This is a genomic window from Knoellia aerolata DSM 18566 (assembly GCF_000768695.1).
Taxonomy (GTDB): Bacteria; Actinomycetota; Actinomycetes; order Actinomycetales; family Dermatophilaceae; genus Knoellia; species Knoellia aerolata.
Map to the genome: position 1 here is coordinate 1 of NZ_AVPL01000013.1, position 14,943 is coordinate 14,943.

Consider the following 14,943-nt stretch of genomic DNA (forward strand, 5'->3'; position numbering starts at 1 on the left):
CGGGCGGGCTCGCCCGCAGCACCCGCACCCCGGCGAGCGCCGGGTCGCCGGGCGGCTCCGACGGTGGGCGGGTGAGCCGGGCCGGTAGTCGCGCCGCCGTGGCGGCGCTCAGGGCGATCTCGCCGACGGCGCAGAACGCCTCGATGCCGACGAGCTCGCTCATCGCCGGCCCGGCCACCATGAGCTCGAGATGGCTGTCCGGGTCCCCGACGAGGAACAGGTCGAAGTCGGCGGTGTGGATCCCGATGGACATGCTCAACCTCACGGGCAGCGCGTCCCGGCGCACGAGGTCACGCAGGGTGGCGCGCATCCGGTGCGCTGCCCGCGCCGCACGGGCCGGGTGGTCCTCACCCTCGAAGAGCAGCAGGACGGCGTCGCCACCCCACTTGAGCAGGTCGGCCCCGTCCTCCCGGGCCGCCGACAGCAGGGCGTCGAAGGTCCGGTCCAGGGTGTCGCTCATCAGCTCGGCACCGACCTTGCCGCGCCTGGCCAGTCGCTCCGTGAGGGCGGTGAAGCCGGAGATGTCGACGAACGCGATCGAGCCGTCGACGCGGCGGTGGCGGGTTCCGGGCTCGTGGGTCAGCCAGGCGGCGAGCAGCCTCGGGACGTAGGCGTCGAACGTCGTCGACGCCTGACGGTCAGCCGCGCGCACCGGGGTCCCGACGCACGCCGCAGCGAGGCCGTCGGCCACACAGGTCCTGGCTCATGCAACGCCGCTCGGTCGGGAGGATCAACCGCTTCGGACGCTACCACCGGGGCTGGCGTTCACCCGATCGCGAGCGCCTCACCCGCACCGAAGGTGCTGAGGAGGGCGCCGACGGCACCGATCGCACCGTTGGGCGCGGTCCAGAACTGGGCCGTCCGGGGGTCCAGCGCCACGACGGAGCCGTCACCCACGACGGTGGCGGCTGCCCCGGGTGCGACTCGGACCGCGGTGTCCTCGCCGACACCCCACGCCACCTGCTGCGGCGCGAGGGCGCCCAGGTCGAAGAGCTTGCCCCAGCGGTAGTCGAGCGTGAGCGACGGGACGAGCGAACCCGTGACGAGCCCCAGTCCACGCTGCCACTGCCCGTCTCCCGTGCGGAAGTTGGCGATCGCCTCGTCCTCGTAGGTGGTGTCGGTCGGGTCCGCCTTCGTGGAGAACCACGTCCCGAGCGCGGCGCCGAGGTGTCGGTCGGCGAGGACGACCGGCGTGGTCAGCACGGCAGATCGCACGAGCGCCGCGAAGCCCGCATCCGCCAGTGCCGTCGCGACGGCGGCCGGCGTCTCGCCGACCAGGACGACACCGGCGGCCCCGCTCGTCGCGACCTTCGACTTCTTGCCCTGCTCGACGACGTCGACCGCGCCGGTCCACCCGGCAGTCCTGAGCGCGTCGGTGTAGGCCTTGGTGGCCTTCTTGTCCTTGGCCGAGGCCGCGAGCACGACGACCCGCGGCTGGGCGCCGGCGGTGACGGCGGCGAGCGCGTCCGCGACGAGCTGGCCGACGACCGCCGTCGAACCGCCACCCACGACGTCCCCGCCGAGGTAGACCGTGCCGACGGCGCCGGGGAGCGTCAGGCCACCGCTCGGCGCCGGCGCCGCGGTCGGCACGGCGGTGCCGTTGCGCGTGACCGTGCGGGTGGCGAGGTCGTATGCCGTGGCGTTGCCGCCGCCGTCCGGCGGCAGCAGGTGCGTGACGACGTTGCGGGTGGACAGGACGCCGTCCGGTCCGACCCAGGCGATGGGCGACGACAGCGACTCGAGGTCGAGCACGGCCACGGAGGATGCCCCGAAGGTCCCGCTCAGCGTCGTGTCGGCCGTGTTGCGGATCCCGGTCGCGTAGTCGACGCCGACCCCGACCTTGCTCACGCCGTCGAAGCGTGCGTCCGACGTCGCGAGCGTCGAGAGCAGCCGGCCGAAACGGCCTCGCTGGAAGAAGTGCTGGTCGTAGATGGCGCGTTCGGAGCCGAAGCGCAGCCCACGCTCTCTGTCGGCGTCGTCGCCCCACCAGACGAGCGAGCTGCCCTGCTGCAGCCCGTCCCACGGCCCGAGGTCACCGACGTAGCCGTTGATCATCGTGCGCGACTCGACGGCGGCTCCGGCGCTGGTGCCGCCGACCGCCGCGCCGCCCCGGAAGGCTGCCTCCATCGCGGCCTCCGCCGGGGAGTCGGCGAGGATCGACATCGCCAGACCCTGGTCGCCGCCGAGGATGAAGATGCCGTCGGTCTGCGCGCCGATCATCGCCGAGTTCGCGGGGTCGTCCGCGTCCGCACGAGCGAGCAGGGGCGCGAGGACGGCGGTGCAGCCGGTGAACGGCGCCGTGACGACGGCGTCGCACGCCGCGTCGACCTCGCTGGTGCGCTGCTGGGCGAGGGTGAGGTTCTCCTCGCGGTCAGCGGGAGCGTCACCGTAGGACGAGGGGATGACGACGAGGTCGACGCTCGGGCCACTGGCACCGTCGGCGGACGCACGGGCGAAGCCCTGCAGCGTCTCCAGCGTGTAGCCACCACCGATCGGCGTCATCACGGTGGGGTCCGCCGCGCGGGCCGCGCCTCCTCCGAGGACGCCGATGCCGCACGCGGCGGCGGTCGTCAGGGCGAGGACGCGGGAGGCACGAGGGCGCGAGGTCGTGGGCATGGACCCAACGTAGGCGTGGCCCGACCGTGGCGCGACCGGAAACGCGGTCCCGGTGCGGTCACTCCAGGTGGTCGTCCCGGAGCCGCCCCGCCCCCACGGCGTCGGGAAGCCGCCGGTTGAGCGAGAACAGCCGGCCGAGGACGGGCATGAGGATGATGTTGAGCCCGTGCAGGATCCCGATGATGAGCAGGATGCCGCCGATGCGCACGAGCGACTGCTGGACCTGGGGGGCGGTCACCAGTCCGGTGAAGGGGTCCCAGCCGGACTCGGGTTCCACGTGCACCCAGAACAGGATGTAGGCCGAGAAGATGAGGTAGTAGACGATGTCGGTCAGCACGATGTAGCTCTTGCCGGTGAGCGGGTTGTCGTGGAAGACGTCCGCGGCATACGCCCTCCCGAACCGCTTGATGAAGGGTCCGAGCCACAGCGCGATGGCGACGAGGACGGCGTTCGTGGCGACTTCGAGGATCCACCAGGGCATGGCGAGGGCTCCGTTCGATCGGGGCGTGAGGAGGAGGACGGCCGCGACGACCAGGGCGAGGGCGACGACGGCGACGAGCGACCAGCGCAGGACGGCACGGCGGCGGGCCCGGTCGGCGGCGATGCTCTCGACGACCCGGTCGAACAGGTCCGGCGAGGGTTGCATCGGGTAGTCGGAGAGGGCGCGGGTGAGCCGGTCCTCGAGGTTGCTCATCGGGTTCCCTCCAAGGTCTGGGCGAGGCCTGCGAGCCCGCGCTGGAGATGGGTCTTCACGGTGTTGGCCGACAGGCCGAGCGTCAGGGCGATGTCGGGGATGGACAGGTCGAGGTAGTAGCGCAGCGTCACGCAGTCCCGCTGCCGCCGCGGCAGGGAACGCAACGCCTCGATGACCTCCTGCCGCTCCGCCCGGCTGCTCGCGTCCTCCTCCGCGGAGGGCGCGTCCGGTTGGGCGGGCGGACGGTGTCGCAGCGAGACCAGGCCACGGCGGTTGTGGTCCCGCGCGAGGTTGATGACGATCGACCGGAGGTATGCCGCCGCGCTGCCACCGTGGCGGATCCGGCCGGCCGAGCGTGACAGTCGGATGAACGCCTCCTGGACGAGGTCCTCCGCGGCGGTGCGGTCGTCGAGGTAGAACCTCGCCAGGCGGGTGAGGGAGGCCGCCTCCGCCGCGAACAGCTCGACGATGTCGGGTCCCGCGTCATCCGCGTGACCCACGACCACCGAGCGCAGATCGAGGGGGGCGACGGACTCCTTCGCCCTGACAGACGTGTCCGGGGCGCCTGTCGGGTGACGTGCGGAACGATCTTTTTCCTGTGACTTTCCGGTGTCACCCGGCACGACCACAGGGACGTCTGCATCGGTGTCGACATCGTGTCGACGTCGCAGAAAGGACACTCCGATGCTCACCACCTCACCGTTGCGGACCGCCGTCGGCGCCACCGCCATCGTGCTCCTCACCGCCACCCCGGCGCTGGCGCTTGGGCCATTCCTGCGCACCTCCGGTGTCCTCAGCGACCTCGCCACGACGGCCTCCGGTCCGTTCGACGGTGCCCGGGCCCGCGTCCAGATGGTCGAGTCGGCCCGGGGCAGCCACGCGGTCCTCACCGTCAAGGGAATCGGCCCGGCCGCCGAGGGCGACACCTTCGGGGCGCACCTGCACGACGGCCCCTGCATCGCCGGCAACGGAGCCGCGGCGGGTCCGCACTACAACTCGCACGCCCACGGCCAGAGCCCGACCCCCGGGATCAACGACCGCACCGAGATCTGGCTCGACTTCACCGTCGAGGACGGCACCGGGACCGGGACCGCGAGCGTCCCGTTCGTCCCCGAGTCCGGCTCCCGCTCGGTCGTCATCCACGCGGACCCGACCAACGCCCAGACCGGGGCCGCCGGCCCGCGCCTGGCCTGTCTCACGGTGGCATGGTGATGGGCGCCCTGTTCCGGCACCTCGGTGCCGGGCTGGCGCTGGGGCTGGCGCTCGGCCTCGTGGCCCGTGGCTTCATGGCTCTGCTCGCCGAGGACCCGGAGTTCACCTGGGCGGGAACGGGGTTCATCGTCGGGGTCTTCGCCGTCGCCGGGCTCTGCCTGGCCGCGGCCCACGCCCTCAAGCTGCGGGGACGGTCGCGCTGGTGGAAGCTGCTGACGCTCCCCTCGCTCGTGCTGTTCTTCGGGCCCGGGATGTTCCTCGCACCCGGCGTCCTCGGCCTGGCTCTGCTGGGCGCGCGCAGCAGGTGGCTGCGCGCCCTCGGCGTGCTGGCCTTCGTCGGGTTCCTCGCCCTCATCGTCGTCGAGACGGCGGGGTCCGAGGAGTCGCTCACCCTCCGGACGATCGCCGGGTTCATCGTCATGACCGCGTGCTGCGGTGCGCTGGCGGTGGCGGCCCGGGAGGCCCTCAGCGGGTGGACCTCCGACGGTCATGCCGCGAGGTCACCACAGCCTGCCCCGAGGCCCGCCACCGGGAACCACCGGCACGACCTCGAGGTCAGGGCCGCCGGGTGAGGCCGAGCGCGACGGAGGCCACGGCGCCGACCGCGGCGGCGACCGCCGCACCGCGGAAGACGTACTCGACCTGGACGACCGCGGCGTCGAGCAGGGCCTGGGTGTCGGTCTGGTCCGGCAGCGCCGCGACCACCGCGTAGTACTGGTGCAGGCCGATCGCGGTGAGCAGGGCCAGCCCGACCACCATGCCGATCATCCGCGCGACGACGACGAGCGCGCTGGCCGTGCCGTGGGCGTCCTGCGGGGAGTCGGCGAGCGCGGCGTTGTTCACCGGCGCGAGGGCCAGGCCGATGCCCAGGCCGACGAGCGCGAGGACCGCCGTCGAGGTCCACTCCTCGAGGGAACCCCGTCCCCAGGTCGACATGAGGACGAGCCCGACCGCCGCGAGCGCGAGCCCTACGCCACTCACGAGCCCGTCGCCGAGGCGGCGCAGCGACCACCCGCCCACGAGGGCCCCCACGGGGACCGCGACGAGGAAGCGGACGAGCACGAACGCGGCCACCGTCTCGCTCTCGGTGTGGACGAGCCGCGCGAGCAGCGGCACGTCGACGATGACGGCGACGAGGGCGACCCCGACGCAGAGGCTGACGAGCAAGGACCACCGCGTCCTGCCCACGACGACGCCCCGCGGCACGAGCGGATGCTCCGCGCGGCGGTGCTGCAGCAGGTAGAGCCCGGCGAGGACGGCAGCCACCGGGAGGAGCGCGAACCCGAGAGGCCCGACCACCTCCTTCTCCGGGTCGGAGGCGGCGAAGGTCAGGACGACACAGCCGAGGGCGCCACCGAGGAGCAGGGCACCGAGCAGGTCGGCCCGGCGCAGCACGGCCCACGACCCGCGCACCCACAGCGCCGCCGCCGCCACGACGAGCGCGAGGGCCACGACGCCGACCGGTGTGGCGAGCCTCGACGTCGACTCCTCGAAGGGTACGAACGGCACGCCGAGGGTCACGTCCGTGGCCAGGGCCGCGGGCGCGGCCAGCGCGAGCCAACCGACCACGGCCGCCACGAGCGAGACGACGACGGGCAGTGCGCGGGGACGGGACGGCACACCGCCTCCGACCGCGACGACGGCCGCCGTGAGCAGCACGCCCAGGACGGCGTTGAGCCAGAAGATCGCCCGCCAGTCGGCGACGGCGAGCACCGCGGCGCCGAGCACCGGGCCGAGGACCGAGCCGAGCTCCTGCACCGCCCCGACGACACCCAGCGGCGTGCCACGGCGGTCGCGGTCCCAGAGCTGGGCGACGATCGCGAGCGTCGCGGGGACGAGTCCGCCGCCGCCGACGCCCTGGATCACGCGGCCGGCGACGAGCACCGGAAGCTCGACCGCGAGGGCGGTGACGGCCGACCCCACGACGAAGATCGCCAGGCAGGCGAGCAGGACGCGCTGGCGCGCAACGAGGTCGGCGAGGCGGCCGATGAGCGGCAGCACCGCGATGTAGCCGAGCAGGAACCCGGAAATGATCGGCGTCGCCCGCTGCAGGTTGTCGATGCCGAGGCCGACCCCGGCCATCATGTCGGTCAGCGCGAGCACGACGACATAGGTGTCGGCTGCCGCGAGCGCCACCGCGACGGACGCCGTCGCGAGCAGCGCCCTAGGGGCGGGTGATCTCAACCGGCGTTCCGTAGTTCTTGAGACGCAGGGTGAAGGTCGAGGTCGTGCCGGCGAAGAACGGTCCGGTCATCTCGGCGAGCTGGAGCTTGTCGCCCTCGGCGATGCCGTAGGTGACGGTGAAGGTGCTCTTCCCGTCGCCGAGGTTGAGCAGCTCCTTGATCCGGGCGCCGGGCAGCGTGCCGCCGTACTGCTGGAGCACCGCCGCGCCGTCGCGCACCTTCTCGCCGATGACGGGTGAGCCGGTGTCGACGAGCAGCGCCGAGATGCCAGTGGCCGGGTCGAAGAAGTTCGACGGGTTGGGCGCGCCGAGGTCGGCGAGGTCGGTCGGGTTGTAGCCCGGCGTGAAGAACTTCATCCAGGCCGCGTCGCCGATCGTCACGACGTCCGCCGACCCGGTCACGCCCTTGATCGTCGCGGTGACGGTGCCCTTGAACTTCGGCTCGGTCGCACTGATCTCGCCCGTGCCGACGGCGCCGGTGACGCCGTTCTCGGTCTGGGGGACGTCCCTGCTCGACAGGGTGAGCCCGACGAACTTCGCCTCGTCGAACACCTTCTTGGCAGCGGTGAGGTCGGCCCGGGGGTCGGCTGCGGCCTCCGGCTCGTCGCCCCCGGAGCAGCCGGCCAGCAGGACGGCGGCCACGGTGACTGAGGTGCTCAGCAGAGCGCGTCGTCGCATGACCGTCACCCTACTTCCCGGCCCCGGGTGCTCAGGTCAGGGCGAGACCGTCGTCCTTGCGGTCGACCGTGACGGTCTGGCCGTCGCGGACGTCGCCGGCGAGGAGCGCCCGGGCGAGGCGGTCGCCGATCTCCTTCTGGACGAGCCGGCGCAGCGGACGAGCACCGTATGCCGGGTCGTAGCCGGTGTCCGCGAGCCACTCGCGTGCCGCGTCGGTCACCTCGAGCACGATCCGGCGGTCGCTGAGCCGGGCTGCGAGAGAACGCACCTGAAGGTCGACGATGTGCGCCAGCTCGTCGCGGGTCAGCGCGTCGAACAGGACGATCTCGTCGAGGCGGTTGAGGAACTCCGGCTTGAACGCCGACCGCACGGCCGCCATGACGGCGTTGCGCTTGGCCTCCGGCTCCATCACCGGGTCGATGAGGAACTGGCTGCCGAGGTTGCTCGTCATCACGAGGATGACGTTGCGGAAGTCGACCGTGCGGCCCTGGCCGTCGGTGAGCCGGCCGTCGTCGAGGACCTGGAGCAGGATGTCGAAGGTCTCGGGGTGGGCCTTCTCGACCTCGTCGAGGAGCACGACCGAGTAGGGGCGCCGGCGGACCGCCTCGGTGAGCTGACCGCCCTCCTCGTGGCCGATGTAGCCGGGGGGCGCACCGATGAGGCGGGCGACGGCGTGCCGCTCCGAGTACTCGGACATGTCGATCCGGACCATGGCCCGCTCATCGTCGAAGAGGAAGTCCGCGAGCGACTTGGCGAGCTCGGTCTTGCCGACACCGGTGGGCCCGAGGAAGAGGAAGCTCCCCGTGGGCCGGTCGGGGTCGGCGATGCCGGCCCGGCTGCGCCGGACGGCGTCGGCGACCGCTTGGACGGCGCTCGACTGGCCGATGAGGCGCGACCCGATGATCGCCTCCATCGACAGCAGCTTCTCGGTCTCGCCCTGGAGCAGGCGTCCTGCCGGGATGCCGGTCCAGGCGGAGATGACCTCGGCGATGTCGTCGGCCCCGACGCGCTCCTTGACCATGAGGTCGGAGGGGCCGGAGGTCGCCGCGGCCTCCTCGTTGGCGGCCGCCAGCTGCTTCTCGAGCTCGGGGATCTCGCCGTAGAGGAGGCGGGAGGCGCCCTCGTAGTCCCCGTCCCGCTGGAGTCGCTCGGCGCGGGTGCGCGCGTCGTCGACCTGCGCCTTGAGGTCCCCCACCCGGTTGAGGCCGGACTTCTCGGCGTCCCACCGGGCGTTGAGGCCGGCGAGCTCCTCGGACTTGTCGGCGAGGTCCGCCCGGAGCCGTGCGAGGCGCTCGACGGAGGCCTCGTCGGTCTCGCGCGCGAGGTGCAGCTCCTCCATCTTGAGCCGGTCGACGGCCCGGCGGAGCTCGTCGATCTCGACCGGGCTGGAGTCGATCTCCATGCGCAGGCGCGAGGCCGCCTCGTCGACGAGGTCGATGGCCTTGTCGGGGAGCTGGCGCCCGGTGATGTAGCGGTCGGAGAGGCTCGCCGCGGCCACGAGGGCCGTGTCCTCGATCTCGACCTTGTGGTGCGCCTCGTAGCGCTCCTTGAGCCCGCGCAGGATCGCGACCGTGTCCTCGACCGAGGGCTCACCGACGAACACCTGCTGGAAGCGTCGTTCCAGGGCCGGGTCCTTCTCGACGTGCTCCCGGAACTCGTCGAGGGTCGTGGCACCGACGAGCCGCAGCTCGCCGCGGGCGAGCATCGGCTTGAGCATGTTGCCGGCGTCCATGGAGCCGTCGCCCGTGGCGCCGGCCCCGACGACCGTGTGCAGCTCGTCGATGAAGGTGACGATCTGGCCGTTGCTCGCCTTGATCTCCGCGAGGACGGCCTTGAGCCGCTCCTCGAACTCACCGCGGTACTTCGCCCCGGCGACCATGGAGCCGAGGTCGAGGCTGATGAGCCGCTTGCCGCGCAGGGACTCCGGCACGTCACCGTCGACGATGCGCTGGGCGAGGCCCTCGACGACCGCGGTCTTGCCCACTCCGGGGTCCCCGATGAGGACGGGGTTGTTCTTGGTGCGCCGCGAGAGGACCTGGACCACACGGCGGATCTCGGGGTCCCGGCCGATGACCGGGTCGAGCTTGCCGTCGCGCGCGGCCTCGGTGAGGTCGGTGCCGTACTTCTCCAGGGACTCGCTCCCGCTCTCCTGCGCCTCCGACGTCACGTGCCGACCCGCTCGCAGCTCGTCGATGCGGGCCTCGACGTCGGTGGCCGCCGTGCGCTGCACGCCGGGCAGGAGGCCCTTCTCGACGAGGGCGAGGACGAGCAGGTCGGTGGCGAGGTGCGTGTCCCCCTTGGCGGACATGAGGGTCGACGCGTGCTGGAGCACGCCCAGCGCGGCCTGCCCGAGCGTCGGGGCCGCCGCGCTGGGACCGGAGCTCACCGGCATACGGGACAGCGCGGAGCGCGCCGCGGTGGCGACGGCGTCGGGGGTGGTGCCGGCGGCCTCGAGCAGCGCGGGCGTGGAGGTCTCGGGCTGTTCGGCGAGGGCCAGCGCGAGGTGGTCGGGGGTGACCTCGGGGTTCCCGGCGCCCTGGGCGGCGCGCTGGGCGAGGGCAAGGGCCTCGGCGACCTTGGTCGTCGGGGTGAGTTCCATGGGCGATCTCCTCGATGAGCGGCAGGCAGGACAAGCGTCCCACCCTGGACAACGCCGTCAAAGTTGAGTTGATTCCACTCAACTCTGGGAGGCTCAGCAGGTGGCGGCGATGTCCTCGACCTGGTCGGTCGGCTCACTCGGGGAGGTGCTCGGTGACGGGGAGTCCGACGGCTCCGACGCCGAGGTCGACGGTGTCGGGCTGGCCGTGACGGTGGGCGTCGGCTGGGGGTCGATCGCCGCCTGGACGAGGTCGCGGATCTTGTCGAAGTCGGGGTTGGCGACCCTGACGACCTTGTTGGTGATGGGCAGGCTCCGGATCGAGCCCGTCTCCTGGAGGGTGCCGACCAGCTCGGCCCACCTGGGCAGCTCGGACTGGGGGATGTCGAGGCTGACGTTGTCCTTGACGACCGCGGCGAGGTCGGGGTAGTTGCGCAGCAGCTCGGTGGGGTTGGCCTGGTTGAGGATCGCCGCGGTGACGCACCGCTGGCGGCGCATCCGGCTGAAGTCGTCGCTGCCGGCGCGTGAGCGGGCGTACCAGAGGGCACGTTTGCCGTCGAGGCGCTGCCGGCCGATCTCGATCCAGCGTTCCTCGCGACTGACGAAGACGATCCTCCCGTTGCGCAGCTTGCAGTCCATGCACACCCGCTCCTTGACGTTGACCTCCACCCCACCCATCGCGTCGACGAGCGCCTGGAAGCCGCGCAGGTTGACGACGAGGGAGCGGTCGATCTCGAGGCCGAGGATCGCGCCGATGACGTCGCGGGTGGTGGTGAGGCCCGGGCTGGGGTCACCGGCGAAGAGCGCCGGGTCCTCCGTGGCGGCGTTCGTCGCCAGGGTCCACACCCCGTTGAGCAGGCACTCGTCTCCGCAGTCGTACCCGTTCGGGTACGCGGCCGAGAGGGGGTTGGACGCGGGGATCGGCACGCGTTCGAGGTTGCGGGGCAACCCGAACAGGACGGTGTCGCCCGTGCGCGTGTCGATGCTCGCGACCATCATCGAGTCGGTCCGGACACCGACCCGGTCGTCGGCGGCGTCCGACCCGAGCAGGAGGACGTTGACGCGCGGCTTCCCCGCCCAGGCGTTGGCCTCCTTCTCGTCGGCGCCGCCGGTGAGGACGTTGATGACGTCGTGCTGGATGGTCATGTAGCGCACCGCGGTGGCCGCGGGGGCGACCACGAGGAGGCAGCACAGCGCGGCGAACCCCGCCCGCAGCAGGCGGCCCGGCCCCTCCGGTGCCGTCTCGCGGGCCGTGAGGAGGATCCCGGCGCACCACAGCAGCGCCCCGACGACCGTCACCACGAGCAGCGTGACGAGCATCCCGGGCCGCACGGCGACGTTGAGGGCGGTGAGGACGAACCCCTTGCGCCACGCGTAGAAGAGCCCGAGCGCACCGACGAGCAGGAACCCCAGCAGGAGGAGCAGGCCCAGCGGCCGGCGGCGTGTTGGCAGCAGGCCGGCACCCGGGAGGAGGGTGCTGAGCGCGGTCAGGCCGAAGAACCGGCCGGAGCCGTCGTCCGGACGACGTCCCTGTCGGCGCGGGGTGGTGGGCACCCGCACATCATGCCGCGCCCACCCGTGCGCTCAGTGAGGAAGGGTGGGACTCGCCGGTCGGGCGTGGTCGGCCTCGAGCCACGCAACCGCCTCGGCGACGATCCGCTCCGCGGGGTGGCGCAGGTCGAGCACGAGGCCGCTCTCGTCGGCGTCGAGCGCCTCGAGGGTGTCGATCTGGGACTCGAGCAGGCTCGCGGGCATGAAGTGGCCGGTGCGCTGCGACATCCGGTCGCGGATCACCTCGGCCGGCCCGTCGAGGTGGAGGAAGTCGACCGAGGGCGGGGCCTCGCGCAGCACGTCGCGGTAGGAACGGCGCAGCGCCGAGCAGGTGATGACCGTCGACCGCCCCGCGGCCGCCTGCTCCCCCATCCACGTCGAGAGGGCGCGCAGCCAGGGCCAGCGGTCCTCGTCGGTGAGGGGCGTGCCGGACTCCATCTTGGCGATGTTGTCCTTGCTGTGGAACTCGTCGGCCTCGACGAAGTCGAACCCGAGCGCCTCGGCGACCCCCTTGGCGACGGTCGACTTGCCGGAGCCGGACACGCCCATGACGACGACGTGCCTGGTCGGGCCGGACGCGGCGCCCGCTGCTGCGGAGGTGTTCACAGGGCTCCTGTCGAGGCGGTGTGGTTGGTGTCAGGCTAGGCGTATGCCGGGATGTCCGGTAGGCATCCCTATCGCACCGTCTCACCTTGGCGGTGGGTGGCGATGTCGGGCAGCTCCGCGCGGGTCGGCAGCCCCTGCCAGTCCCCGGCCGTGCTCACGGCCCACGCACCCATGAGGACTGCCCGATCGAGACGCGCCGTCGGGTCGAGGTCGTCGAGGATCCCCGAGAGCAGACCGGCGCAGAAGGCGTCGCCTGCCCCGACCGGGTCGATGGGGGTGACGGGAATCGCGGCGGCATCGAGCCGCCCCTGCGTCGTGTACAACGAGGCGCCCACGGCCCCGCGCTTGACCGCGACCTGCTGCACCCCCGTCGCGAAGAGCTCACCGACGGCGCGGTCCTCATCACCGTCGGCGACCACGTCCAGCTCGTCGACGCCGGCCACGAGCAGAGTGACGTGGGGAAGGAGAGGGCGCAGGGTGGCGGACGCGTCATCACGCGACCAGAGCCGTGAGCGGTGGTTGACGTCGAGCGACACGAGGACTCCTGCGGCCGACGCCAGCTCCGCGGCGCGCGCGACCGTGGCAGCAGCCGAGTCGGAGAGCGCGGGGGTGATGCCCGTGAGGTGGAGGACCCGCAGCCGGTCCATCGCCGTCGGCCACAGGTCGTCGATCCGCAGCCCGGAGCCGGCCGAACCCGCTCGCCGGTACTCGACCCGCGTGAGGTCGGCGGTGCGCTGCTCGAGGAACATCACCCCCGTCGGCGCCGTCTCGTCGACGACGGTGTGCGAGACCGTGACACCCTCGGCCCGCAGTGCTCGCAGCACTTCGGGCCCGAAGGGGTCGGCCCCGACCCGTCCCAGCCACTCGACCGAGTGCCCGAGGCGGGACAGGCCGATCGCGACGTTGGACTCGGCGCCGGCGAGGTCCGGGGTGAGCGGGCGGCCGAATCCGATCCGCCCGGCGACCCGGAACGAGGCCATGGCCTCGCCCAGGGTGAGGACGTCCGTGGTCACGGCCGCTCCCCCGCATCCTCCGCCCACGACGCGAACGCCCGGGCGCGAGAGCGCAGGGCGTCGAGCGAACCCCCGGATGCCGCGTCGCCGACCAGGGGCCCGCCGATGCCCGCACCGATCGCTCCCGCCGTGAGGTAGGCCCGTGCCTCGGAGATGCCGACGCCCCCCACGGCGATGAAGGAGATCTGGGGGAACGGGTCGCGCAGCGCCCTGAGGTAGCCGGGCCCGCCTCCCGAGGCGGGGAAGAGCTTGACGACCGCAGCACCAGCGACGTGTGCGGCATACGCCTCGGTCGGGGTGAACGCTCCTGCGACACAGGGGATTCCGACACGGGCGGCCTCAGCGACAGCCGAGGTCACCGCCGGGGTGACGATGAACTCGCCACAGGCGTCGACGACCGAGGCGACGTCACGCTCGGTCAGCACCGTGCCCGCACCGACGAGGGCGTCATCGGGCGCCAGCTCGCGCAGGGCGGTCACGGTGGCGAGCGCGCCCGGGGTCGTGAGGGTGACCTCGACGAGCCGGATGCCCTCCTCGAGGAGGACGCGGCCCGTGGCGAGCGCGGCCTCCTCGGAGGTTCCGCGGATGATCGCCATGACACGGTGCCTGCGGACGGCCGTGGTCAGCTCGAGGGCGTCCATCACCACTCCGCGAACGTGCCGTCGGGCTGGCGCCAGACAGGACCGCGCCATGCGTGGCCCGCCTTGTCGGCGGCGCGCACGGCGGCCTCGTCGATCTCGATGCCGAGCCCGGGACCGGTCAGTCGCTCGATGTGGCCGTCGACGAACTCGAGCGGGGCCGTGTCCACGAGGTAGTCGAGGACGTCTGCGCCCTGGTTGTAGTGGATCCCGATGCTCTGCTCCTGGATGAGGTGGTTCGACGTGGCGAACGCGACCTGCAGCGAGGACGCGAGCGCGAGCGGACCGAGCGGGCAGTGGGGTGCCAGCGCGGCGTCGAAGGTCTCGGCGAGGGCGGCGATCTTGCGCACCTCGGTGATCCCGCCCGCGTGCGACAGGTCGGGCTGGACGACCGCGACCCCGGCCTGGAGGACGGGCAGGAACTCCTGTCGTCCGTAGAGCCGCTCCCCCGTCGCTACGGGCGTCGTCGTCGACCGGACGAACTGCCCGATGAGGTGTGAGTTCTCGGGGGTCACCGGCTCCTCGAGGAACATCGGGCGGTAGGGCTCGAGCAGCGGAGCCACCCGCCGCGAGTTCGCGAGGGTGAAGCGGCCGTGGAAGTCGACGGCCACGTCGCCGTGGTCACCGAGCACCTCGCGGGCCGCGGCCACCCGGGCGATGACGCCGTCGAGCTCGGCCACGGTCCCCAGCGCCGACATGCGGCCGCTGGCGTTCATCTTCACCGCCGTCAGCCCCGCCTCGACCTGCTCGGTGATGTGGTCGCGGACCTCGTTCGGCTCGTCCCCGCCGACCCAGCCGTAGACCCGGACGCGGTCCCGGACCGCGCCTCCGAGCAGCTGGTGCACCGGCGCGGCATACCTCTTGCCCTTGAGGTCCCACAGCGCCTGGTCGATGCCGGAGACGGCGCTGCCGAGGATCGGTCCGCCGCGGTAGAACGACCCCTTCGTCATGACCGCCCAGTGGTCCTCGATGCGTTCGGGGTCGCCCCCCTCGATCATCTCGGCGAGCTGGTGGACGGCGGTCCGCACGGTCTCGGAGCGACCCTCGCAGGTCGCCTCGCCCCACCCGACGAGACCGTCGGAGGTCTCGATGCGGACGAAGAGCCACCGCGGTGCGACGAGGAAGGTCTCGATCCGCTCGATCGTGGAGGCCATCCG

At 72.5% G+C, this 14,943-nt stretch carries 14 protein-coding genes; 2 read left to right on the forward strand and 12 right to left on the reverse strand.

Going from position 1 to position 14,943, the window contains the following annotated elements:
* The 4 genes from N801_RS06945 to N801_RS06960 form a co-directional block, all read right to left on the reverse strand.
* Window positions 1–691, reverse strand: a 691-nt coding sequence (locus tag N801_RS06945) for a nucleotidyl cyclase domain-containing protein (protein WP_035935409.1), incomplete at its 3' end; no start/stop codon positions are given.
* 74 nt (window positions 692–765) lie between these two features.
* Entirely contained in the window at window positions 766–2,616 is a 1,851-nt protein-coding gene (locus N801_RS06950) for a type 1 glutamine amidotransferase family protein (RefSeq protein WP_035935412.1), read from the reverse strand.
* Window positions 2,617–2,674: 58 nt separating this feature from the next.
* Entirely contained in the window at window positions 2,675–3,310 is a 636-nt protein-coding gene (locus N801_RS06955) for a hypothetical protein (protein WP_035935417.1), read from the reverse strand.
* The gene (locus tag N801_RS06960; protein ID WP_245618269.1) at window positions 3,307–3,810 is read right to left on the reverse strand and encodes an RNA polymerase sigma factor; all 504 of its coding nucleotides are present in this window, start codon (window positions 3,808–3,810) and stop codon (window positions 3,307–3,309) included. The genes N801_RS06955 and N801_RS06960 overlap by 4 nt, the downstream gene beginning before the upstream one ends.
* 184 nt (window positions 3,811–3,994) lie before the next feature.
* Here N801_RS06960 and N801_RS19650 point away from each other — a divergent pair, with 184 nt between their 5' ends.
* Window positions 3,995–4,522, forward strand: coding sequence for a superoxide dismutase family protein (locus tag N801_RS19650; RefSeq protein ID WP_052112712.1), 528 nt, complete (start codon window positions 3,995–3,997; stop codon window positions 4,520–4,522).
* Entirely contained in the window at window positions 4,522–5,094 is a 573-nt protein-coding gene (locus tag N801_RS06970; protein WP_035935419.1) for a hypothetical protein, read from the forward strand. The genes N801_RS19650 and N801_RS06970 overlap by 1 nt, the downstream gene beginning before the upstream one ends.
* Here the strand turns inward: N801_RS06970 and N801_RS06975 are convergent.
* From N801_RS06975 to dgoD, 8 genes are all read right to left on the reverse strand, one after another.
* Window positions 5,078–6,706 carry an MFS transporter gene (locus N801_RS06975; RefSeq protein WP_035935422.1) on the reverse strand — a complete coding sequence of 543 codons (1,629 nt, stop codon included), beginning with the start codon at window positions 6,704–6,706 and terminating at the stop codon, window positions 5,078–5,080. The two genes, N801_RS06970 and N801_RS06975, sit on opposite strands and share 17 nt — an antisense overlap.
* Window positions 6,687–7,382, reverse strand: coding sequence for an LppX_LprAFG lipoprotein (locus N801_RS06980; protein ID WP_052112713.1), 696 nt, complete (start codon window positions 7,380–7,382; stop codon window positions 6,687–6,689). The genes N801_RS06975 and N801_RS06980 overlap by 20 nt, the downstream gene beginning before the upstream one ends.
* 31 nt (window positions 7,383–7,413) lie before the next feature.
* A complete protein-coding gene (gene clpB / locus N801_RS06985; protein ID WP_035935425.1) occupies window positions 7,414–9,981 on the reverse strand; it encodes an ATP-dependent chaperone ClpB in 2,568 nt (855 codons plus the stop codon).
* 93 nt (window positions 9,982–10,074) lie between these two features.
* Window positions 10,075–11,532 (reverse strand): LCP family protein, encoded by a 1,458-nt coding sequence (locus tag N801_RS06990; protein WP_052112714.1) that lies wholly within the window; start codon window positions 11,530–11,532, stop codon window positions 10,075–10,077.
* A 30-nt stretch (window positions 11,533–11,562) separates the two neighbouring features.
* Window positions 11,563–12,078, reverse strand: coding sequence for a gluconokinase (locus N801_RS06995; protein WP_035935557.1), 516 nt, complete (start codon window positions 12,076–12,078; stop codon window positions 11,563–11,565).
* Window positions 12,079–12,203: 125 nt separating this feature from the next.
* The gene (locus N801_RS07000; protein WP_035935431.1) at window positions 12,204–13,148 is read right to left on the reverse strand and encodes a sugar kinase; all 945 of its coding nucleotides are present in this window, start codon (window positions 13,146–13,148) and stop codon (window positions 12,204–12,206) included.
* On the reverse strand, window positions 13,145–13,789 hold the full coding sequence (locus tag N801_RS07005) for a bifunctional 4-hydroxy-2-oxoglutarate aldolase/2-dehydro-3-deoxy-phosphogluconate aldolase (protein ID WP_035935433.1): 645 nt from the start codon (window positions 13,787–13,789) through the stop codon (window positions 13,145–13,147). The genes N801_RS07000 and N801_RS07005 overlap by 4 nt, the downstream gene beginning before the upstream one ends.
* Window positions 13,789–14,940: a galactonate dehydratase gene (gene dgoD / locus N801_RS07010; protein WP_035935436.1), complete on the reverse strand. Its 1,152-nt coding sequence runs from the start codon at window positions 14,938–14,940 to the stop codon at window positions 13,789–13,791. The genes N801_RS07005 and dgoD overlap by 1 nt, the downstream gene beginning before the upstream one ends.
* Window positions 14,941–14,943 lie beyond the last annotated feature (3 nt).

Excerpts from the sequence above, each read along its gene's own strand:
- N801_RS06950 (WP_035935412.1), bottom strand. The coding sequence starts at position 2,616 with ATGCCCACGACCTCGCGCCCTCGTGCCTCCCGCGTCCTCGCCCTGACG.
- clpB (WP_035935425.1), bottom strand. The coding sequence starts at position 9,981 with ATGGAACTCACCCCGACGACCAAGGTCGCCGAGGCCCTTGCCCTCGCC.
- dgoD (WP_035935436.1), bottom strand. The coding sequence starts at position 14,940 with ATGGCCTCCACGATCGAGCGGATCGAGACCTTCCTCGTCGCACCGCGG.
- N801_RS06970 (WP_035935419.1), top strand. The coding sequence starts at position 4,522 with ATGGGCGCCCTGTTCCGGCACCTCGGTGCCGGGCTGGCGCTGGGGCTG.
- N801_RS06955 (WP_035935417.1), bottom strand. The coding sequence starts at position 3,310 with ATGAGCAACCTCGAGGACCGGCTCACCCGCGCCCTCTCCGACTACCCG.
- N801_RS07005 (WP_035935433.1), bottom strand. The coding sequence starts at position 13,789 with ATGGACGCCCTCGAGCTGACCACGGCCGTCCGCAGGCACCGTGTCATG.
- N801_RS19650 (WP_052112712.1), top strand. The coding sequence starts at position 3,995 with ATGCTCACCACCTCACCGTTGCGGACCGCCGTCGGCGCCACCGCCATC.
- N801_RS06995 (WP_035935557.1), bottom strand. The coding sequence starts at position 12,078 with ATGGGCGTGTCCGGCTCCGGCAAGTCGACCGTCGCCAAGGGGGTCGCC.
- N801_RS06980 (WP_052112713.1), bottom strand. The coding sequence starts at position 7,382 with ATGCGACGACGCGCTCTGCTGAGCACCTCAGTCACCGTGGCCGCCGTC.